Origin of the sequence: Rossellomorea sp. FS2, assembly GCF_047915635.1 — a bacterium.
In the GTDB taxonomy this organism is placed as follows: Bacteria; Bacillota; Bacilli; order Bacillales; family Bacillaceae_B; genus Rossellomorea; species Rossellomorea marisflavi_A.
The window spans coordinates 163,113-186,521 of record NZ_JBLRVS010000007.1 but is presented as its reverse complement, the minus strand read 5'-3'; the positions used below and the strand labels follow the sequence as shown (position 1 = coordinate 186,521).

Annotated in this window: 14 protein-coding genes; 4 read left to right on the top strand and 10 right to left on the bottom strand. The window is 44.5% G+C overall.

Annotation, left to right across the window (positions count from 1 at the left end; genetic code table 11):
• Window positions 1-25: 25 nt before the first annotated feature.
• Entirely contained in the window at window positions 26-349 is a 324-nt protein-coding gene (locus ACNA6I_RS20300) for a hypothetical protein (RefSeq protein ID WP_156183346.1), read from the bottom strand.
• Between the two features lie 534 nt (window positions 350-883).
• Between ACNA6I_RS20300 and ACNA6I_RS20295 the strand changes: the two genes are divergently transcribed.
• Both ACNA6I_RS20295 and ACNA6I_RS20290 read left to right on the top strand, forming a co-directional pair.
• Window positions 884-1,765: a helix-turn-helix domain-containing protein gene (locus tag ACNA6I_RS20295; RefSeq protein WP_416314084.1), complete on the top strand. Its 882-nt coding sequence runs from the start codon at window positions 884-886 to the stop codon at window positions 1,763-1,765.
• A gap of 24 nt (window positions 1,766-1,789) precedes the next feature.
• Window positions 1,790-2,461, top strand: coding sequence for a hypothetical protein (locus ACNA6I_RS20290; protein ID WP_416314083.1), 672 nt, complete (start codon window positions 1,790-1,792; stop codon window positions 2,459-2,461).
• A gap of 79 nt (window positions 2,462-2,540) precedes the next feature.
• Here the strand turns inward: ACNA6I_RS20290 and ACNA6I_RS20285 are convergent, their stop codons facing one another.
• The 5 genes from ACNA6I_RS20285 to ACNA6I_RS20265 all read right to left on the bottom strand — a co-directional run bounded on the left by ACNA6I_RS20285 (window position 2,541) and on the right by ACNA6I_RS20265 (window position 11,090).
• Window positions 2,541-5,660: an Ig-like domain-containing protein gene (locus tag ACNA6I_RS20285; protein WP_416314082.1), complete on the bottom strand. Its 3,120-nt coding sequence runs from the start codon at window positions 5,658-5,660 to the stop codon at window positions 2,541-2,543.
• A gap of 198 nt (window positions 5,661-5,858) precedes the next feature.
• Window positions 5,859-6,923, bottom strand: coding sequence for a LysM peptidoglycan-binding domain-containing protein (locus tag ACNA6I_RS20280; protein WP_063191943.1), 1,065 nt, complete (start codon window positions 6,921-6,923; stop codon window positions 5,859-5,861).
• Between the two features lie 213 nt (window positions 6,924-7,136).
• A complete protein-coding gene (locus ACNA6I_RS20275; protein WP_252265294.1) occupies window positions 7,137-9,257 on the bottom strand; it encodes a CDP-glycerol glycerophosphotransferase family protein in 2,121 nt (706 codons plus the stop codon).
• 183 nt (window positions 9,258-9,440) lie between these two features.
• Window positions 9,441-10,250 carry a teichoic acids export ABC transporter ATP-binding subunit TagH gene (tagH, locus tag ACNA6I_RS20270; RefSeq protein ID WP_048015264.1) on the bottom strand — a complete coding sequence of 270 codons (810 nt, stop codon included), beginning with the start codon at window positions 10,248-10,250 and terminating at the stop codon, window positions 9,441-9,443.
• A gap of 18 nt (window positions 10,251-10,268) precedes the next feature.
• Window positions 10,269-11,090, bottom strand: a complete 822-nt coding sequence (locus ACNA6I_RS20265; RefSeq protein ID WP_048015263.1) for an ABC transporter permease — start codon at window positions 11,088-11,090, stop codon at window positions 10,269-10,271.
• Window positions 11,091-11,544: 454 nt separating this feature from the next.
• Here ACNA6I_RS20265 and tagD point away from each other — a divergent pair, with 454 nt between their 5' ends.
• Together tagD and ACNA6I_RS20255 are read left to right on the top strand one after the other, a co-directional pair.
• Window positions 11,545-11,943, top strand: a complete 399-nt coding sequence (gene tagD / locus ACNA6I_RS20260) for a glycerol-3-phosphate cytidylyltransferase (protein ID WP_048015262.1) — start codon at window positions 11,545-11,547, stop codon at window positions 11,941-11,943.
• 4 nt (window positions 11,944-11,947) lie between these two features.
• A complete protein-coding gene (locus tag ACNA6I_RS20255; RefSeq protein ID WP_197084357.1) occupies window positions 11,948-13,108 on the top strand; it encodes a CDP-glycerol glycerophosphotransferase family protein in 1,161 nt (386 codons plus the stop codon).
• A gap of 97 nt (window positions 13,109-13,205) precedes the next feature.
• On the opposite strand, the gene ACNA6I_RS20250 is transcribed toward ACNA6I_RS20255, so the two are convergent.
• From ACNA6I_RS20250 to ACNA6I_RS20235, 4 genes are all read right to left on the bottom strand, one after another.
• The gene (locus ACNA6I_RS20250) at window positions 13,206-15,575 is read right to left on the bottom strand and encodes a CDP-glycerol glycerophosphotransferase family protein (RefSeq protein WP_252265293.1); all 2,370 of its coding nucleotides are present in this window, start codon (window positions 15,573-15,575) and stop codon (window positions 13,206-13,208) included.
• Window positions 15,576-15,730: 155 nt separating this feature from the next.
• Entirely contained in the window at window positions 15,731-19,708 is a 3,978-nt protein-coding gene (locus ACNA6I_RS20245; protein WP_416314081.1) for a PA14 domain-containing protein, read from the bottom strand.
• A 671-nt stretch (window positions 19,709-20,379) separates the two neighbouring features.
• Window positions 20,380-22,149 carry an LTA synthase family protein gene (locus ACNA6I_RS20240; RefSeq protein WP_416314080.1) on the bottom strand — a complete coding sequence of 590 codons (1,770 nt, stop codon included), beginning with the start codon at window positions 22,147-22,149 and terminating at the stop codon, window positions 20,380-20,382.
• A gap of 87 nt (window positions 22,150-22,236) precedes the next feature.
• Window positions 22,237-23,409, bottom strand: a complete 1,173-nt coding sequence (locus ACNA6I_RS20235) for a glycosyltransferase family 4 protein (protein WP_416314079.1) — start codon at window positions 23,407-23,409, stop codon at window positions 22,237-22,239.

Here is a 23,409-nt window from a genome sequence, read left to right as displayed (position 1 = left end):
GGCGGCCCATGAGGACCGCCTTTTCTTATACCATGCTTTCGCGCTGTATGTCATAACCTGCATGAACTTCTTTCATTCCGATCACCTTCAGGAAGTGGTGGAGCTTTTTCAGACAGCCCTTCTCCAAATCCCCAACGACATCAAACAAATCAATGACTGCACATTTTTCTACCTTTGGAAACGACAAATGCTTAGGCTTGAGGGCTTGCTGATGATTCTCGATCGGATACGTGGATGCGAGTGCCTCCCCGACCTTGCAATCACCTTGCAAGAACTCAAAATGGAACTGAATCGACAAATCAATTTCAGAATATAGAGGATTTACTTTCATGCTTATGCTATTCATCATGAAGCCCCCTTTCTTTTATTGTACTTTTATACTACCACACCTTAAAAACAAGGGGATTTTGGCTCAGTAAGGTATATAATTGATGCATCTTTGATTTTGGGTAAATATGTTCTGTTTTTGAGTAAATATATAACTTTGGGCATATTTACAAATCAAGTCTCTTCAGAAAAGAAAAAACTTCCACAAAGGAAGCTGAAGGGTATATCCTTATAGTTAGTAGCTGATTGGCAGTTCGCGTTGGAAAGTTGGTGCAGTATCTGGGCTAGAAGTTAGCCCTGCAAAACTAAATACCAAGATGGAAGCGGTTAAAAATACGAACAAATGTTTCTTCATGGGTCTTTCATCCCTTTCGTAAATAGAATTTTTTTGGCTATGATAATTGTATAAGTGTTATTATTATTAAAGCATATTCTAAAAAATATAACATTTGGATTGAGAGGTCTTATAGCCTATTTTTAGTCGCTTTCAGACATCATTTCATAAGAATTCTTTAAAAATATAACTTTAGGAATAATATTAGGGGAGAATAATGTCATGGATTTTTCAGCGGTGGGAAAAAAAATAAAAGAGTTGAGAAAAAATATAGGCCTATCCCAAGAAGAACTGTCTGAAGGGATCTGTACCCAAGCTCAAATCAGTAAAATCGAAAAGGGAATTGTTTTTCCGTATGCTTCAACATTATACCTTATATCACAAAAACTTGGTGTTGATGTTAATTATTTTTTCGATATTGGAATGACACCTCGACTGGATTATGTTCAAGAAGTTGAAAAGCAGTTGAAGATAGCGAGACGAGAACATCGTTTTAACGAAATGATGGAGATTGTAAAGGCTGAAGAAGAAAATCCATTATTTGCTCAGAACACAAAAAATTCTCAGAATCTGCTATGGCATAAAGGAATTTACTTTTACGAAGTAGAAAAAGATGTTAATAAAGCTATAAAGACCATGGAAGAAGCAATAGAAATTAATCATTCAGTGACTAAGGTTTATACTGAAAGAGAAATTGAAATCTTACTTTCAATAGGGGCAATACTAGGAAAAGAAAATCTAGAGAAAGCTTTGCTTGTTTTTGAAGAGATAAGTGAACGTCTAAAGCATTTACCACATTTTAATGATTACACTATAAAGACAAGGCATTTATATAACTATTCCAGGGTACTCACTAGACTAAACCAGCTAAAAGAGTCGAGTGATTATTGTGAGAAAGGAATTAAATGGTGTCTTGAAAAAGACTCATTGTATCTTCTTGGACAACTCCATTATCAAATTGGATATAATCATGAACTATTAGGTAATAACGAGTCAGCAAGGAAATATATGCAAAAAGCACTGGTTGTTTTTGAACTGCAAAATGACCATGTTTTCTCTCCTTTAATTAGGAATAAAATTGAGGAATTATCAGAGTTAGGCTAATCTAAAAAGATCTGAGTGATCCCAATGCCAAACAAACCCTTCAATCTATCAAAACTCATCTCAGTCTTACTACTCGCCGCAGGAGCCGTCCTGCTCACCATCGCCCTTTATTTCACCGTGCAGTCAGTCAGGGAGCTTGTGTATCAGAATGGAATAGAAAAGCGCTATTCGTTCCAGTCACCGGAGGATGCGGAAACGGTTCAGGTATTCCATGGGGTGAAGGTGCAGACGTACCGGGATGGCACTGAGGTGCTCCTGGAGCTTCAGGAAGAGGAGCGGGCCAAGGTGAAGGTGCCAGGAGACCAAACAGATGAAAAGAGCGACATGAAGGCGTTCAAGGGCATTGTCCTGTACAAGGTAATGAAGGAGAAGGAAACGGGGGAAGAGTGGTTTATTGCGGCCCTCCGATTGACGCCGGAAGCCATGAAAGAGGGCGACCAGAAGTTCCAGACGTTCCGGATCAATGAAAATGGCGTCGTGAAAAAGTCGACCTTCTCATCGGGGGCGAATTCGAAGCTTGAGACACAGTGGATCCGGGGGCTGACGGAAGATAACATTGGCTACCATACCAGTCTCCCTTATCAGGATCACCCGGTGTTGACCTTGATTTCAACAGCATTTGCCGGCTTGGTTTCGCTGTTTGTGGGCCTTCAATTACGGAAAAGGGAGAAAGGCAGGAAGTACGAAGCAGCATGACATCGGAGGAAGAAGGTCCGGTGTCTTTTTTATGCAAAGAAAACCGCTCCGGGTATGGAACCCTGGAGCGGTTTTTGGATTAATTCTTTTTCACCGTCACGTTTTTCGCCTTGCTTACGTTGCCAGCTTTGTCCTTGGCTGTGACAGATAGAACGGTCTTCGCTTTTTGTTTCTTGATTTTGACGGTGAATTCGCCTTTTTTGTTGGCTTTGGCTTCACCGAGTTTTTTGTTCTTCACTTTGACGGTGACGGTGGCACCGGCTTCAGTCTTACCTTTGACGGAAGTGCTTTTGTCGTTGACGCTGTTCACCTTTGGTGCAGCAGGTGGTGTTTTGTCCGCTACCTTTAAGTTCGTGCCTTTGCTCGTATTGCCTGCAGCATCGGTAGAGGTAACAACTACAGTGGTACCTGCTTTTTGCTTTTTGATCTTAAGGGTGAATTTCCCTTTTGCATCCGCTTTGGCTTTCGCGATCTGTTTACCCTTCACCTTGGCGACGACCTGAGCTTTTGCTTCGGTTGTGCCGGTGATGGAGGTGCTCTTATCGCTGATTGCTTTTGCCTTTGGAGCGGCAGGTGGGATCACATCGATGACGGTCACTTTTGTTTCAGAGCTTTCTTTGTAGCCATCCTGCACGGTTACGTAGAGGATCGCGTTTTCTTTTTGTTTAGGGATGGTCACTTTGAATGAACCATTTTTATCAACTTTCCCCGTTGCGATGACTTTGCGGGAAGCATTTTTAATAATCACCTTCAGGTTTGCCTGGGCCGTACCTGACAGGGATGTATCTTTATTCGTGACTTTTTTGACTTTCGGTTTGTCCGGTGCTTTTTCCACGACTTGTTTCACGGATGTCTTTGCATTGCCGTTCGTAATGACGACGGTCAGGATCTGATCGGTTTTCTGAACCGGGATGGCAACGCTGTAGGAGCCGGATTTGACGGTTCCCTTGCCGAGTGACTTCTTCCCGTTCCATACTTCGACTGTGGATCCGTTCTTGGCTTTCCCTGTAACGGCTTTTGAGTTATTAAGAATCGGATTGATGGTTGCCCCCAGGTCAAGTGTACTGACGGCACTGAATGCATCCAGGCGGCCGTATCCAGATACGTGATCGTATCCAGGCGGTAAGACCTCGACAGGGTATGGACCATCTACTTCTTCATCCCAATATTCTTCTTCTCCAGTATACGGGTTATCCTGTTCGTCGAAAGCGACATCGACGGCTGTCTTGTTTAAGAGTGCTTGCACTTCAGAAGCCTTCATCGTTGGTTTCTGAGAAATGAGCAGACCGGCTACTGCGGCAACATGTGGTGTCGCCATGGATGTTCCGCTCATGTAGGTGACGTTCCCGTCTGGAAGGAGGGCAGGGATGTCCGAGCCTGGCGCTACAAGATCCAACCCTTTTCCGTAATTCGAGAAATCGGAAACGATATCAAATTTGCTGGTTGAACCGACTGCGATTACATATTTAGAAGAACCAGGGTAGTTCAGTTCCTCCATACCGTCATTACCGCTTGCGGCTACGATGGTAACCCCTTTTTCACTTGCGTAACGCAGGGCATATTCAATCGTACGGCTGTATCCGCCTCCGAGGCTCAGGTTCAGCACCTTTGCTCCATTATCCGCTGCATACATAATCCCGGCTGCGATCTGTTCGGTATCGCCGCCACCGGATGAATCAAGGACCTTGATTGGCAGGATTTCAGCATATGGATTGATCCCGGCCATGGAGTAATGGTTATCGGACTTTGCAGCAATGATGGAGGAAACATGTGTCCCGTGGCCATTGTCATCCATTGCATCATCGTTTCGATCCACAAAATTGTATCCTTTGTCTATAAGGACATTACCCGAAAGATCGGCAAGGGTGTGATCAACACCAGTATCAGCAACGGCAATCACAGTTTTGTCTAGTTTCTTATTTTTCAACAGTTTCTCAAGGGCTTCATACCCGATATCGCTGCCTTTTTTCTCGCCGTTATTTAAAGACCATTGATGCTCATACTGAACGTCTGCGGACAGAGCCGTGTAGGTCTGGACCTGCTCTACGAATTCGACTTCAGGAAGTTTGGCGATTTGATTGGCGGTCGTCTTGGAGCTTGCCGAGAATCCTTTACCATTATTCTTCACTTCCACGACAAGGAAACGGTCTGATTTCAATTCTTTTTTTGATAAGTCATCCACAGATTTAATTCCGTAAGACTCTACTTTGGATTTGACGCGACTTGTCGGCTGACCGTCCTTCACTTTCACAATCAAGCGGGAAGGATCAGCGGTTGAACTTGTCGTACTGAGACCAGCTTTTGAGACTACTTGCGAGACAGAAGTGCCGGATAGCTTTGAAAGATCCACATTCTTAACGGAGTTTTCAAGCTGGGTCTTCAGGGGACCCGGTACGGCATCATGGGCAATCGCGTACAGGTTGCTGATGGCTTCCTGCTCTTTGTCAGAAATGGCATACGTACTTGATCCGCCGTTCTTCGCTGTGTCACTCAAGAGATTTTTCAAAGTGGACAGGTTTGCATACACGTCTTCACGCAGATTTTTATCAAACAGCATTTTAGACGTGATGAATGGAGCTGACTTATAATAAACAGCCGTCAGTTCTTTCCCATTATCTGTTTTGGCAAGAAGGTTCTCACGGATCGAACGAAGGTCGGATAAAATCACTTTTCCGTTTTTCTTTTTCTCGACGCTGAGCTCTGCAGGGCATTCTTCTCCTACGGCCCCATTGGAAGGTGGAAGTGACACGCCGTCGTAGCTGATTTTATAAGGGTTAGGCAACAGTTTGCCCTCTTCATCCTCTTCTACATAGCTTTCCAGTTTGATATAGTAAGGGCCCACCCATGAGATCGGGAAATCGATGGACGCGGTTTCCTGATCGTAGGAATAGCCTCTGTATTGTTCGAACGTATTGTCATTGGTGGCATTCTCGAGGCTGGAGTAGACACTCATGTTCACCTCGGATTCGGATTCAAGCTTGATTCTCAGATGTGTGAACTGTTCAATGGTGTCATTTCCAGGGGTGATTTTATACCACTGAACATGATCATCACCAATAAAACTCCCTTCTGTTAATTCCGACATGGCAAGCGGCAATTCTTCAATCACCGTTGCGGCGTTTGCCTGAGGGAGCTGTGGCAGGCAAATACTGAAAATCACAATCAAAGCTAGTAAACTCTTGATCAACTTTTTCCTCATAGTATCCTCCAATATCTAATTAGTAAAATCAATTAATTAAACCACATAACCCTCTTAATTGGTATATATTTCTTGACGCAAAAGCGAAATATTATTCGCCAAATAATGACACGAAAAAACCGGCTGCCAGGGGCAACCGGTTTACACTGCCGGGTAGTACATTTCCATTCCTGTTGGGAACATAGTACCAGGTAGTGATTAAAGGCTGTAGAAGCGTTTGAAGCTGTCGAATTTTGATTTCCAATACGAGTTGTTCAAGCTGGAGATTTCGACTCCATTGTCACCTGCATGGATGAACTGATTGTTGCCGACATAGATTCCCAGATGAGAGATGCCTTTTTTGTATGTATTCGAGAAGAATACAATATCTCCTATTGCCGGTTTATCGACATAGTATGAGCGACTGTAGTATCCTTCTGAAGACGTTCTGGACATGCTGACGCCCGCCTGATTGAAGGCATAGTAGATGAATCCGCTGCAGTCGAAGCCGGCAGTGGTCGATCCACCCCATACATACGGTTTACCGATCTGTCCTTTTGCAGCTGAGAGAAGGCGGTTGACGTCAAAAGAAGTGACCGTATCTTCCTTAGGTGCCGAAGGTGATGGAGATGGTGCAGGTGATGGAGACGAAGAAGAACCACCGTTCACCTTAAGTGTCTGACCCACATAAATCATATTACCCGATAGTCCATTAAGTTTCTTTAGCTCGCTCACGCTCATGTTAAAGCGCAAGCTGATGTGGGAAAGGGTATCCCCTGATACAACTTTGTAAGAACCTGTTGCACTGTTTCCGGGTGCCGGTGAAGGCTTGGAAGGTGCCGGTGCTGGTGCAGGGGAAGAAGATCCGGACCCACCGGATGAAACCGCTAGTTTTTGTCCCGGGTAAATCAAGTGGCTTGAGATCCCGTTCCATTTCTGCAGTTCACCGAGTGAAATGGAGTGGCGGTTGGCAATGGCAATCAGCGTATCCCCAGATTTGACCGTATAGGTTTTAGCTGGCGAAGACGGTGCCGGCGCTGGCGTTGAAGGTTTAGACGGTGCAGTGGAGGCTTTTGCATTCACCTTAAGGACCTGATTCGGGAAGATCATGTCAGATTTCAGATTGTTAAGCGATTTCAAATTCGAGACAGACGTATTATACTTACGGGCAATATTCCATAGGGAGTCTCCTGATTCTACTTTGTGCGAACTTGCCGCGGCAGCAGATGCATAGGTAGAAGACAGAACGGCGGTAGCAGCAAATGTTACAATCGTTTTTTTCAATGGGTTTCTCCTTCTATGTATAGATTGATAGTTTTTTGTCATTTTACCATAAATTAATAGAAAAAAGGGAGTAAAATCACCAAAAATGTAAAAAGAAATAGTACTTTGGACTGTGTTATCACAACGTGCCGAATGACGGAAGAGCAAATGGGAGGAGAGAGAGAAAAATCGACAAAAAAAGACGCAGGGATCACCTGCGTCTTTTACCCACATTTATTTCGTTTTAAACACTTTTTCGACAACTCGTTTGCTTGCCTCTCCATCTTCGAGGTAACAGAACTTTTGATAAAACGCATCGAAGTTCGCCTGGGATGCTGGATCCGGGTGTTGGATATGACGGATCACGTCTTCGGTGGTCTTCACCAGTGGACCAGGGGCCTGTGCTTCAAAGTCGAAGTAGAACCCGCGAAGCGTATCGCGATAATTCTCGATATCGTACACATAGAAGATCATCGGACGGCCAAGATTCGCATAATCGAAGAACACAGACGAATAATCGGTAATCAAAAGATCAGAGATGAGGTACAGCTCGCTGATATCCGTATGATGCGATACATCGTACGCAAATCCGGCAAACGGAGTGATATCCAGGTTCTCGGCAATCAGGTAGTGCATGCGGAGAAGGACGATATACTCATCGCCAAGCTCTTCCTGCATCTTATCAAGCTCCAGCTTAAGGTTGAACTTGTATTTACCCTTTGCGTAGAACTCATTGTCGCGCCACGTTGGTGCATAGAGAATCACCTTTTTATCCAAAGGAAGGTCAAGGCGTTCTTTCAACGAATTCATGGTCTCTGCATTATTCGCATTATGAAGGAAATCATTCCGCGGATAACCGGATTCAATCATATCCTTCTCAAAGCCAAAAGCCCTGGCGAATATCTCTGAAGAATAACGGTTTGGTGAGATCAAGTAATCCCAACGGCTCGACTCCAGTAGGAAATTCTTCTTGTACTTAGCCGTGTTGGTACCAGGCATGTGAACCTCGTCCATGTCGGCCGCAAGGCGTTTCAGCGGAGTACCATGCCATGTTTGAAGATAGGTCGTGTGACTTGGTTTTGGTATCCAGATCGGCAGCCTGCTGTTGGAAACCCAGTATTTCGAACGGGCCATTTTGAAGAGCCACGGAATTGAGAAGCGATTGATCGTCTTAAGTCCCTTGCCTTCAAATACGGCAGCGCTCCGTGGATCGATGCTCCAGTACATGTCGTACTCCGGATGATTCTCAAGCATATATTCGTATATGGCTCGGGGATTACAGCTGAACTGTTTGCCAAGGAAGCTTTCAAAAACCACTTGTTTCTTTTTCGCAGGAAGTTTTCCTAAGAACGTAAAGGCAAGTTTGTATGCTCTTTTGACCGTTCTTCCTCTCTTGACGCGAACAAGAAAGTTCTTAGCCTTTCGAACGGTTTCTTTGAGTGCATTGTATTGGAACACCCTGATGGATAAGAAACGGGATTTTTTCGTCGGTTTTACACGCGCCAACAACTTTCTTCCGTTTGATTGAATGAAGACAGACTGGAATTCCGTTTCAGGATTCCTAGGGAAGAAAGGAAGCCGGTGACTTCTTATCTTGACCTCTTCGCCATTAATCACATTTGTATATTCAACAAAGAATTTGAAATAGGTATTCGTACCATCCTGGAAGAGTTCTTTTAGGTCAACGCTTCCATGAAATCCACTCTCTGTGAAGGAGAGTGCGGTATTTTGGAATAGCTCCCTTAAATCTTCACGATCTTCAGAAGGGAGTGGGATGATGACTTCTTCTTCTGTCTCTGTGCTTGAAATCACAAGGGTTTTATTAGCTGTAGTAATTCCCGGTGGCACGACAGAGTATCCTGAAAATGTTAACTCTCCATTTTCTTTCAGGTCAACGTGCTCAATGCGGCCAAATATTTCGGGAGCTGCAATTTTAAACGAAACATTTCCCTTTTTTGTACGATAGGGTATGAACATGTAATCCGATACGAAGAAGGAATGAAGTCGAATGTCTTCGTTGTTTGCTTTGATACGGACCAATTTCGGGTCTTCATGTTCTTCTTTGTGGGTTCGTAAGTACAAATCCCAGAATGTATTGGCCTTGAACGAGTCCAAGTATCCATCAAGAACCAATTGTCCTGACAAAATGGTAAAAGACTCTTCGGTGCTTACTTCTTTTGTTTCTATAGTCAAATAATGTTCAGTATCTCTTTCGAAGAGACATAATTCGTAATCGGTCAAATTTTCTATATAACGATCCAAAAGCGCAAATTCAACATAAAGCGTTTTTCCTGAAGAAGTTTCTTTTATCTGCAGGGTATGAATGCGCTTATGTTTCAGTTCGTATTCAGCCATTCGTGCTAGATCCCCTTCCGCCAATTATTCGTCCTTTAAACCTAAACGGTATTATATACGAATATAAAAAGAATTCAAACCCTATTTTTTAGTAGCATTTGCGATTTGCCAAGTTTTATAAACTATTTAGGCCAATTGTTCCGAAAAAAAGGACCCTTTATTCAATAAAGGATCCCCCATTCATTATGTGGACTGTACAAAGTCAGCGCCACTTTGTTTCCGCAACGCTTCTTCACGGAATTGTTTCTTTTCTTTTTTGGACATGGCTTTGTATTCCTTGAAGAAGTTTTCATATTGGGGAATCACTTCTTCCACAGGTCCGAACGCACGAACCTCCCCGTACTCCAGCCATAGGATTTTTTCGCAGAACTTCTTCATTTGGCCGATGGAATGACTGACGAAGAACATGGTCTTTCCGCTCTTCTTGAACTCATTCATTTTTTCAAGGCTTTTCTCGGAAAAAGCTTTATCCCCTACTGACAAGGCTTCATCGATGATAAGGATATCTGGATCGATATGGACCGAAATGGCGAAGCCGAGGCGGGATTTCATTCCGCTTGAGTAAGATTTAACGGGCTGGTCGATGAATTTCCCCAGCTCTGAGAACTCTATGATTTCAGGTTCAAGTGCCTTGATTTCTTTTTTATTGAAACCAAGCATGAGGCATTTCAATTCAATGTTCTCGCGGCCGCTCAATTGATTATTCAAACCGGCAGAGACGGCGATCAGAGCAGTTTTCCCGTTCACCTCAACCGTTCCTGACGTTTCGGGTATGATACCTGCAAGGATATTCGCTAGGGTCGATTTACCGGATCCATTAACCCCTACGAATCCGATGATGTCTCCTTGTTCAGCTTCGAAGCTGACGTTACGCAGACCGTAGAAGTCTTCTCCGAAGCTTTTTGGAGTGATCATATCGAGAATGCGTTCAGATTGTTTATTATAAAGCTTATATTTTTTGGTTACATTTTTGGCAATGACTGATTTAGGCATTGTATCCACTACTTTCTATTATAAGAAATCGACGAAATGTCTTCTGAACTTCACATGGATATAAGAACCAAAGATGAAGAGGACCAGTACTAATCCCCAGAAGTACAGAGTATATTGGTAATGTTCGATGAAATACCATCCCTCTCCAAGGAGGGCACTCCTATATCCTTCCACTATATAGTAGAAAGGATTCAATTTCATAATCGTAACAAGCCGGTCACTTAATAAGTCTTCCATATTCCATAGGATCGGCGACATATACAGAAGCATCCTCACAACAGCTTGTACGACCATCTGGACGTCCCGGATCATCGTGGACAACGTCGACGTAATCAGGGAGAGGGCGAAAATGACAGCCAATACGGATACCATAAAATAAGGTAGCTGCAGATAGTACACACTCACCGGAAAACCCATGAACTGGAACAGGATGATGGTAATCCCGGTCAAATAAAGATGCGGGTAGAACTTGGACAGGATCACATATGATGGAATGGCACTCATGGGAAAGCTCATTTTAGAGAGCATCCTGATCCTGGTATAGACGGACTTGGAAGAATGCGTGATGGCGGGACTGATGAAGAACCATACCACCATACCTGCAAGGAGCCAGATGAAGAATGGGACGTCATGGACATCGGCGCGTCCTTGGCCACCATTTTTCAGCCCGTACCCGAATACAAACCAATAAATGGCGATCTGGATTCCGGGATTGATCAATTCCCAGAGCATACCCAGGTAATTGTTTTTATTATTGCTTTTCAGTTCATATAAAGATAGCCTCTGGATCAAATAGAAGCTGGTAAATTGTTCTTTCAAAACGGTTAAGGCAGATTTCATAAGTTTTCCTTTCTTATGTTCACATTGTGAAAGTATACATTGCGTTTAATCGTTGGTCATGACTATTCTGCTATAAAAGCGGGAAATCTTCAATAGGTAACTTTCCATCAACCCTGTAATCTTATTTAACGATAAAATGTCGCCATTGTAAAATTCTACTCTAAAGGGAACAAATGAAATCTGGAAAGTTTATAAAGTGGTGTCAATTTTTAATTTTGTGGGTATTGTATGTAAAATGTTCAACTATTTTTCACAGAAGTCAACTTGCTAAGTTCCTTTGTCTCAGTTAAAATTGAATGTATTGGGCACTTACAATTTTCGACAGTTATTTATTACGAGATTGTAAAGTTCCTATAAACTATTCGTAAAGTACAGCATGTATAATGAGCAACAATGGTTTAAGAAACGTAAACGAAATTGACTATAGAGATTATCATTTTGGAGGGATTTAGTAATGAAGAAGGTCATCACTTATGGAACCTTTGATTTGTTGCACTGGGGACATATTAATCTACTAAAAAGGGCCAAGCAGTTGGGAGATCATCTGACTGTCGCCATTTCATCAGACGAATTCAACGCAATCAAGAACAAGAAATCATATCATAGCTTCGAGAACAGAAAAATGATTCTTGAGTCCATCCGATATGTGGACGAGGTCATTGCTGAAAACGACTGGGAACAAAAAGTATCCGACGTTGTGAACCGTGACATCGATGTATTTGTCATGGGGGATGATTGGGAAGGGAAGTTTGACTTCCTTAAGGAACATTGTGAAGTCGTATATCTTCCTAGGACGATTGGAATTTCTACTTCAAAGATCAAAAACGATCTTTTCACTGTGAATAATGGCTAGAGAAATGGCCATAACCTTATATCTGATTGTCTTCAAAACGATCTTTGCATTGGCGAAAGGATTCCCCATCAAGAGGAAAGTCGTCTTTGTGGTTTCGTTCAGCGAGAACAATCAGCGTATATGGAAAGAAATGATGCGGCAGGATGTCCCTTGTCGCGTCATTTTTTTAGCTACAGATAAAATGCATCCAATTTTCTCGAGGGAGAAAGAAGCAGAGACCCTTCTGTTCGAGGTGAAGCATCCGGTTCAATTCTTGAAAGGGATCTATCATCTGGCAACGTCCAAAGTGGTATTAGTTGATAACTACTATGGCTTCATGGCCGTATCCGACTTTAAAAAAGAAGTAACCTGCATCCAGTTATGGCATGCTAATGGCGCAATCAAGAAGTTCGGCCTTCAGGATCCTTCTAACGAGATGAGATCTGCAAAAGCCATTTCCCGGTTCAAGAAGGTGTACGCCAAATTCAACAAAATTATTGTCGGATCGGAAGCCATGGCTGATATTTTCAGGGAGGCTTTCGGGGCGAAGGAAGAACAGTTTGCCCGGACAGGTATCCCAAGAACAGACCCATTTTTTGATAAACGGAAGCAACGAAGGATCGTTGATAAATTATACGGGAAGTTCCCCTATTTAAAAGGAAAGAAAGTGGTCTTGTATGCGCCGACCTATCGTGAACAGGACCTTGTAGCATTCAAGCTGCAGCTTGATCTTGAAAAAATGGTGCCATCGTTCTCTGAAGATATGATCCTGTTGGTGAAGCTTCACCCTGCTGTTCGAGGCAGAATGGTTATTCCGGATGAGTTGAAGGATAAGGTCTTTGATGTATCCACTTATGCAGGAATGAATGAACTGCTTTTTGTATCGGATGTCCTCATTACCGATTATTCGTCCATTCCGTTTGAGTATTCACTCCTCAGAAAGCCGATGATCTTCTACTTGTACGATCATGAGAGCTATCTCTTGGAAAGAGGGGTATGGGAGGACTACAAAACATCATTGCCAGGACCTGTAGCGTATACGACAGAGGAAGTAACCCGCATACTGCTGGAGGACCCCTTTAATGAAGAAAGTGCCTCAGTGGCTGAATTCTGTGAGAAATGGAATCAGTATAGTCAAGGTCACTCAAGTGAAAATGTAGTGAGGTTGATCAATGATTGCCTGTAATAAGATGATCTTCCGAATGTGGAGGATCATTTTTTTGTGTCTGAACGTACCGTTTTTCAGAAAAAGCCATCCTACTGAGTAGGATGGCTTAAACGGTTCAGATGATTTGTTCCTTTTTCAGGAATTCCAGGATCCTGGTCGTATTCTGACGATCATCGAATTCATTGATGCGTCGATAATTTTCGGTATAGGCTTGATCAAGCCTATAATCGTTGTCGATGGCCTCTTTCACAATGGAGAGGAGCTCGTCGACGGAATAGGCGATGGGGCCGGGTGCGTTTTCGTCATTAACCGGCGGGATCGCTTTGTACTGACGGATCAGATAGTCCTTCTCTTCCCAATAGAAGATCGGGTAAGCCCCCCTGAATTGAGCATCATAGATGGCTGAAGAATAGTCTGTGATGAACACATTGGCTATCTTTAGCGCTTCGGACGGATTATCCGAGATGATGTGTTTGTATTCAGGCATATTATGATAAATGAACTCAGAGAATTTATTGTGCGGCACAATCAACAGTCGATGCAATAGATTATGCTGCTCAAACGCTTTGATGACCTTCATCAAGGTCTTATAATAGGATGTTTCTTCAATGCGGTTATTGTAAACCAATCCTTCTTCCCAGTAACGATAAGTGGGCATGAAGGCAATCTTATCCGCATCAGGTTCGAGTTTCGCGTAATCGAAGGTAGCCAATCCAGTCAAAATCAGATCGTCACGATCATATTTCATCTTATAGAATTCACCGGCTTCAAGTTCAGAGCTGATGACGGATTTATACATATTATAAAGGTTCTTATCCTTGTGGAATCCAAATGCCATCGGATTATCAACCGGTTTAGCAAACATGATCCCGTGTTGAAGGAAAATGAGAGGAACCTGCATGATTCTGTTCCGAAGGCTGTCAATGTACAGCCTGTCATTCAACAAATGATTCGAAAGTTCGCTCGAGATGAAATAGTTCGCGTTGAAGATGGAAAGATAATGCTTATAACTATACTTCTCAATGACGTTCTTGCCGTAGGTTTTCTTCATATAAGGATAGTGCGCAGAATTCTTATTCAAGATGAAGAAATTATCGGATCCGGTTGGGTTTGCTGCCATTACCTTCTCAAATACCCTGAATCCGGACTCATCTGCTTTGTCACTTTTCTTTTCAAAGTATAAGTTTGTATTTTTGCTTCCATTGGTGAATTTGGACATGAACTTGGCAAGCTTCACTTTTAATCGGCTTCCGAGAGTGTACTCCTCGGAGAATGGGACGATCGTAGAGGTGAGGTTGCCTTTCAGGTTCGTGCGCAGAACATGGAGGAGATCGCCGCGCTTTTTGAAGGTAAGGGTCTTCACTTTTTGATCTTTATATTTAAGTTTTAAGCTGTGAAGGAGTCGATCCTCGCTGCCAACGTAGAGATTATTATGAATGCGCTCATTAATATCAAGTTCAGCCATGGGAACTTTGAAGAATCCGTATCTCTTAAGGATCTTTACGTTTTTAAATGGTCGTACAAAACGTGTAAGTCGGTGTTCAGAGTTCCTGATATACAGATAATCGTACTTTTGATCGGAATTCCGGGCATAATGGGTGAACCGCCCATAGATGTAGAAAGCATCTTTCGTGGATAATACACGAAGCTTGGGAATATGCCCGGTGACATTATAAATATTGCTTTTCCCGAGGTAGACTCCGCCTTTTTTCAGGTAGATATAATAGCGGGACTTGTTGATTACGATGATGGAGAGTAGATGCTCCCCTTTGAATTCCTTAGCCACTGCCTGTTTGAAGATTTTTTTGGGGCTTTTCTTTTTGATCTGGCTGAAATTAACGATTTTTGAGGTCCCCAGGGACGGAAGCTCAATCTGAATTTTATTCTTGCTCATCAGTTGAAGGGAGATGTCGGGGTGCTCCTGCAGCACATTGAGTAACACCTTGGCAATTTGGATACAACTGTTCAAGTGATCATATGTTACGACGAGGTGATACTGAAGATAACTCACTTTAGCGAGTAGGGTGAAGCGTTTGTCCTCTTCAATGTCCAGGAAGGTCAACTCAACGTCGATGGTATACACCAATTCATCTTTGTTAAAGAATTCATCTATAGACGCAATAAATACGTCATTCACTCCAAATAAGCCTAAACGGGTAAGCCCGATTTGGTTGACAGTAAGCAGGTCAGTGAAGTTTTCGATGGTGAAGGGGTATGCGGCAGTAGGCACGTTCATGCTGCTCAGGTTTTCTTTCAGTACATAGATAGACTGTTCGAAGACATATACATATAGTCGACTGGTGCCCAGCTCGTGCTCAAGAAGGACTTGATTTTCTTCTTGATAATCAAGACAGCGGACGGCTTCCCCGTCTTTCAGTTCTTCCAGGTTCATTTTGATGAAGTCATTTTGCTCTTTCATGTAGATATGGATGATATCTTGGTTCAATTCGATGATTTCAATAGCGTTTGTATAGACTTTACTCATAATACACCTCAGAATTTATAGAAACTTCTCATTTCATCATATACGATTCATTATAGATTTTTTTGGAGGTATATACAACTTTATGTTAAAGTTTGTTAGAATTTGTCGAACATTCCAATAGAAAAGCCCCCGCCACATTCGGCGGGGGCTGCTTACTACTTGTTACTGAAGACAGGTTCATCAAACACCATCGTATAGTTGTTCAGTTGGTCGTAGACTTCTTTGATCCGTGCCGTCTGCTTGAGAGCCCAGCCAATGTCGGTAGCATACTGATGTGTAGCTGGTGCAGCTGGATTCCATCTCATTTTATAAATGGTATCCTGTCCTTGGGAAACATACCCTGAGGCGATGAATGAAGCCCCGCCTACAATGGCTTTTTCCGGAGTTGTCCAGCCCATTTGATATGCGTAAAGTGCTCCACATTCCAATGCGCAACTATCCTTGGCATTGATTCCATACATATTGTAAGAGTAATCCTGTGGTTTCTCACCATTTTTCGCCAGACGCGGTTTCCCATTTTCAACGATGATTCCTACACCGGTTGAAAGGGCGGAGGTTCCGTTACCTGTTTCCAAAAGCGCATGTGCGATAAGGTAAACCTCATTCACGTTGTATTCTTTCGAAGCTTGAATGAAGGAAGAAGCTTTATTGGCGAGTATTCCTTTATTCCACAGTACCTTACTATTGACTTCGTTTGCATCGAGTCCGGCAGTACCCGATAATTTCAGGAACTGCAGGTAGTCTTTTGAATTCTTATCCGTATAGTTCAATGGGTTCACCAAACGTTCAACGGCTTCAGGCTTGGCATTTTGCCAACCGGTATAGTTGACCTTGTACCAGATGTAACCGTCGCTACCCTTGACTTGTCCAAGAATTCGCAACGAATAGGGATTGCTCTTAGAAGAAGAGATCTGGGTAACTTCCCAGAAGTTTGTTCCAGGTCCTTCTCTCAGCTTCCAATTGCTAGAGTAATCAACAATTCCAACGTTGTTGCTGATGCTGATGAAACCGTCACTTCTGATATACGTGTCATACGTATACGGATCAATCTGTGCACGTGCGTTTACCTGTTTCGTCACCATATCCTGAAGTGAAGTAGAGTAAGTGGTAGATTCATATTTTTTGATGATTCCCTGCATCTTCGTGAAGTCCAGGGACATATTGGCAGATCCAGTCAGTTCAACGTACTCGACTCGAATCTTATGTGACCCTTTCGTAATGTTAAGGAACTCATCGATCTTATGACTACCGGCTTTGTTCATTTCATAGACCAGTTGGCCGTCCACGAATACTTTCATCTTGTCATCGACGTTTCCGCGCAGATTGTAGAGACCGCCTTCGAAGTTAAGGGTATTCTCAAAACTTGCTGAGAAGTAATTAACAGGGATTGCTGGATCGGGTGATCCATGAGCCCAATCGAAGTTCAATTCATTTACAACCTTCAATACAGGAGTTCCGCTTAGAGTGGTATTCGGGTAATACTTTGCTACCCAGCCGCTATCTGCTTTCTTGAAGTCAACGGATAGTTTGGCTTTGCCCGTGAATTCTACATAATCAATCTTGATGGCGTGAGTTCCTTTGGAAATGTCGAGGAACTTACTCAGCGAGTGATTCCCAGGTTTGGTTACGTCATACACAACTTTTCCGTCTATTGATACCTTGACCAAGTCGTCACTCTGACCAGTGATTTCGTATATTCCTCCATCAAAGCTCATGGATTTTTCATAGGTTGCCGAGAAATGATCCACTGGAATCTGCGGGTCCGGAGAGCCGTAACCCCAGTCGAAGTTCACTGCATCATGTTCCTGGAGAACAGGAGTCCCTTGGAATGAGGTATTTTTATAATACTTCGCGATCCAGCCTTGAGGAGAAGTGAAGTCGAGTGATACCCGGGCATTCCCTGTCAGTTCGACATACTCCACTCTAACCTTATGGTTTCCTTTTGGAATATCGATTAGTCCATCCATAACGTGATGACCAGGGTTAGTGATCTGGTATTTCAATTGATCATCGATATAAATTTTGATCTTGTCATCCACATGACCTGTGACTTTGTAGATGCCTCCAGAGAAATTCATTTCTTTTTCGAAGGAAGCAGAGAAGTAATCATTCGGAATAGCTGAATCAGGTGATCCTGCTTTCCAATTGAAGTTCAGGTCTGAATGCTCTTTGATAACGGGCGTCCCTTTCAGGTCCGTATTCTTGTAGTACTTTGCCACCCAGCCATTTGGCCTTGTGAAATCAAGTGACAGCTTGGCTGAACCTGTAAATTCCACGTATTGGACTTTGACTTCATGGGTTCCTTTAGAAATCTCGACAGGTTGGTTGATGGCGTGACTTCCTGGTTTGGAAATCTCATGAACCAGCTTTCCGTCAATATATACCTTGATCAGATCATCCGATCGGCCAGTGAGGGTATAGACGCCGCCTTCAAAGTCCATTTTACGGGTATATTCAGCCGAAAAGTTATCCACAGGTACACTTTTATCGGGTGAACCGTGTCCCCAGTCGAATTGTAGATTCTTCGGTGTATCGTAATAAACGGGTACTCCTTTAAAGTTGTTATTGGAGTAATATTTTGCGAACCATCCGTCTCCACTGACTTTGGCAAAATCAAGGGATAGTGCTGCCCCGCCTGTGAATTCCTTATACTCTACATAAACGCGGTGAGTACCAGGAGTGATCGACAGGACTTTATCGATGGGATGATTTCCGGCCTTATTGACCTCATAAACCAGCTTTCCATCAATATAGACTCTGGCGACATCGTCCGCTCTTCCGACTAGGCGATACTCACCACCTTGGAAGGATACATCTTTCTCAAAGGTTGCGGAGAAATTATCAACCGGAATCTTCTTATCAGGAGAACCGTGTCCCCAATTGAAGTCAAGCTTTTCTGAACGGTGGATAACCGGATCCCCTTTGAAATCCAAGTTATTGTAATACTTGGCGATCCATCCGTCAGGTTGTTTGAAATCAAGTGAGATCTTGGCAGAGCCGGTAAACTCCACGTATTGCACCTTCACGCGATGGCTGCCTTGGGGAACCTCAATCAATTGATCAACGGGGTGACTCCCCGGAGTTTCCACTTTGTACACTAGCTTGTCATCGATGAATACTCGCGCTACGTCATCTACCCTGCCAGTCAACTGGTAGACTCCCTCATTGAACGTCATGATGTTTTCAAATTCAGCGGAGAAATTGTCTACGGGAATGGAAGCATCAGGTGAACCATGTCCCCAGTCAAATGCCAATTTTTCTTGAGCATGTGTTTTAATGAGGGGAGTTCCTTTTTGAGTGGTATTTCCATAATACTTAGCAGTCCACCCGGTAGGCTTTTGGAAATCAAGCTTGAGCTTTGCTTTACCCGTGAGCTCAACATATTCCACATAAACTTCATGCTTTCCAACTGGAACTTGGATGGGTTGGTTAATCGTGTGATGACCGGCTTTGGTGATCTCAAAAACCAGCTTATTATCAATATATACCTTCACATGATCATCCACTTCGCCGACAAGTTGATACACACCCCGGTCGAACTGCATCACTCTCGTAAATCTAGCTGAGAAGTTATCGTTCGGGATCTTACTGTCGGGCGATCCGCTTCCCCAATCAAAATTGATAGCCGGATGCGTTTTCTGAACAGGGGTACCTTGTAATTTCGTATTAGCGAAATACTGAGCCTGCCATGCATCTGCCGTAGCAATTGGAGCCGCTGCTGCAAAGGATTGGATCTGCATGGTGTCTGCTTCTTCCTCGTCCTCTTGAATAGGGTCTGCTTCTGCAGGTGGCTCATCAACAGTTTCCTCTTCAACCGCAGCAGGTTCTTCTTCAGGTACCTGCGTATCTGCATCTGACTTTTCGACAGGAGCCTTCTCTTCAGTAGCCTCATCTTCAGGTAACGATACGAACGTACTCAATATGTATCCATCAATCGTTTCCTGTGTTTCTTTGTTGCTAACAGAGATTTTAGTGAAAGCTTCATCGAGATTAGGTTCAGGCTGAAGATCCACTTCGGAACCGCTTTCCAGCTCGAGTACGACTTCACTCTCCAAGGAAGGATCGGCATAGACGCTGACCGCTTCCCCGCTCTCTTCATTTATCACAAGGGCTTTAGAAACGACAGAATCCACACTTGTCTCTGCTTGCGCTATTCCAGAAAAACTAGATAAGACCAATAGTAATGCCAGCAAAGAAAAGCTTATTCTCTTGTAAAAATTCATAGTGCTTTACATAATCCCTCCAATAGTAGAAATAATCGAGTAATTTACAATATAGTTACTCTTATGACAAAACATTCTACCATATGTCGAATTATAATAGTATTGTAATATTGTTAAATTATTCATTGATAATAGGTAAATAGACTCGTTTTTGGTCGTTGGAATGCGAATTGTTCTATGTGTGTAACCGTTATATCCTGTAAAAGGAGAAAAGATACATGCCGAAAGATCTAATGAGTGGGTGTCGTATTTTGTAGAAAAAAGGGGTTGGGCAAAACGAAAAAGGTATCGTTTCATGACGAACAATATCAGCATAGGTTCTTTATACCGCTCATGATTTCCGTGCAAGACTCCGCTTTCCGCGGATAGCCCGTTAGCCTCCTCGGCAAGTCTGCGACGTCTCACATCAGCTACTCTTCCCGCTGCAGTCTTCGTTTTGCCCTCCAATCAACCGCTGGAAACAATGAAATCATAATGGTCATGAAACAAATGAAAAACCCGAATTCATTTGCCTGATCCTAGGCAAACGAATTCGGGATTTACCATGGCTAAAAAGCTTTTGTCTCAGCCTCTTTGCCTATTCAATCTTCGACAAAATAATTTCCTTTTATCAGGGACTCTGAAATGTCCAGTGTATGAATGGCTTTTTCGCTGAGCCCACTCTTCATTCTGTCCTTCCCGATCATCAACGACTTCGTCACATACCCGCCGCTCGGGATCACGACCGTACCCGAAGGGGAGCCCAAAAGGTTTTCGCCAAGCCCGGAGGTGTAGGAAGTTCCCATGATGGAGGCAATCGTCGGATACACATCCACCTGGCCGCCATACGCATCGATTTCCTTTCCTTTTATCCCTGGGTTGTAGATCATGAACGGGACGGTGGCGTATTCCCGGTACCATTCCTCGGTGGAGATCGATTTGCCCTTCCATTTCTCGATCAGGGACTTATCACGCTCGAAGATCCCATTGTGATCGCCGTACAGCACGATGATGGAGTCCTCAAGCAGTCCATCGGATTCCAGTTCCTTTAAAAACAGCCCGATGGCTTCATCGGTATAGCGTACGGTCTGGAGATAATCCCCAAGCAACGTACCGTTCACTTCCTTGGGGAGGGAGAGGGACTTCTTCTCCACAGGAAGATCATACGGCATGTGATTGGTCAGGGTGACGATCAGGGAGTAAAAGGGGGAAGGCTGCTCCTTCAATGTGCCGGCTGTCTCCGTGAACATTTCTTTATCGCCGACGCCCATTCCGACGAGTTCTTTTTGGGGAAACTGTTCGATGGTCTTGTAGTCCTCAAAGCCGAGGGACGGATACATCAGATGACGGTTCCAGAACGTCTTCTCGTCTGCATGGACGCCGAGGGTCGAATACCCGTCCTCTTTGAGTGAGTTTCCGATGCTGTGGTACGTATTGGACGGATAGCGGAAGAAGACCGATCCGGACTTTAAAGGGTATAGGGCGGTTTGCGTCAGGAATTCGGCGTCAGAGCTGTTCCCTGCGATCGTCTGGGCGTAAAAGTGCGGGAAGGACAGGCTGTGCTTCAGCATCCGGTTCATGGTCGGGGTGATTTCCTTGCCTCCGATCTCTTCGTTCAGGACGAAGCTTTGGAGGGACTCCACCTGGATCATGATGAGATTCTTATCTTTCCCGTAGGCCTTATAAGGGTGATCGGCCGGGTCACGTTCAGCAGCGAAGGCCGTTCCGATCCGCTTCCTGTCATCGGCAGTCAGCTTGTAGTTCCGGTCCCTGATGTAGGAATACGAATCCAGCATGTGATGGCCGATGAGGCCGTATTGGACAACGTGATCCAGAGAATCGTAGGCCTGGACCGGGTTCTCCATGCCGTCAACGAACATGAGCTTTGCGGGCTTCATGACCAGGAAGAGGAGGCCAAGGGTGAGAAAGGGGATGACGCCCTTTACCATCTCTCGTTTTTTCGTGTAGCGAAACTTGCTCCAAAGGAAGAAAGGAAGAATGACCAGGTCGGCCACAAAGAGCAGGTACCGTATCTTGAACAGATACGTGATGCTATCGCCGAGTCCGCCGAGGTTGGCCATCTGCCCGAAGATCGACAGGGTGATGGGGGAGCTGTAGTAATCCAGGTACACCGCATTCGATAGGAAGACGAATGACACAAGGAGGGAAATCAGTCCGCTGAATGCAAGACGCCATTTCCCGCTGAACAAGAATGACAGGCCGTAGCAGGCAAGAAGGAAACCGATGGAGGTGGAAAAGACCCCGCTTGATAAGGGGGTATCGGTGAACGTGTGAAACAGGATCACTTTGAAGAAGAGCAGGATATACAGAAGTTCATTTATGTACGTGAGTGGGTTTCGAAGCGTATGCATACAGTCACATCCCAGTAGAGTATAGGAATTAGTGTATGATTTCCCCAGTGGGATTATACGCCATAAGAAAAGGCTTGAGCGATGGGCTCAAGCCTTGTTGGCGGCTTTCATATAAATCTCTTCGAACCGTGCGGCGGCGGAGTGATGGGAGTACATCTGCTCGATCTTGGTCCTGGCGTTCCGGGCGAGCTGTTCGGCGAATGTGGGTGAGTCCAATACCTTCAGGATCGCTTCGGAAAGGCCGTCCACATCCTTCTCTGTCACGAGGAGACCGTCCTTCTCGTGCTCGATGATTTCCTTCAGACCGCCGACGGCGCCGGCGATGACAGGGGATCGTGAACCCATCGCTTCCAGGGCGGAAATTGAGGTAGCCTCTTCGACACCGTAGGAATGGACGCTCGGCACGAGGACGACGTCCGACGTCCCGTACAGATACTTCATCTTTTCATGAGGCACCGTACCAAGGAGAAGGACATCTCCATCAAGGCCCTGCTTTTCGACTTCCCTTTTGATGGCGGGCATCTGTTCACCGGTCCCTGCATAGACGAGGACGGTATCAGGATGGCGGTCAAGGACCTTCCTGAGGGCAAGGGTCGGATAGATGACCCCGTTTTTCTCCGTCATCCTCCTTGGGACGAAGAGCATCTTCTTATCTGCCGGGATGCCGAATTCCTCCCGTATGCCTGACAGATCAAGTTTCCCCGGGTCGAAGTCTTCCACATCGATGAAATTCTTGATGGCTGTCGCTTCAACCCCTGACATGGACTTCACATACTCCTTGATCCGCTGATCGACGGTGACGACTTCGTCAGCGAGGGTGTAGGCCCTTTTTTCGCGCTCTCTGACGGTGATGTCTTCCTTGCTGCCTTCTGCGATCGCTCCTCGGCTGATGGCCTCGAAGGAATAGTAGCCGTGTACCGTCTCCACGACGGGGGTCCCGGTTCCTTCCGCTGCCAATGTGGCATAAACATCCTGGGTGTTCACGACATCGTACTGTCCTTTGAGCTTGTTCATTTCTTTGTGGATAAGCGTCATCCGGTTTTGATCGTTCATGAGCTGGCCGGATCCCGGTTTGATCTTACTCGCGATGAATCCCGGTGCCTGGGCGTATGCTTTTCGCACGAGTGGATTCAGGTTGGTGAAGGAAAGGACGTCCACATGGTGCCCGAGGGCCTCGAGTCCGTTCTTGAGTGTCGCCACATGGGTGGAGAGGCCGCCCTCGTGGGGGTATTCGAATATGGTGGATAAAAGGATCTTCAT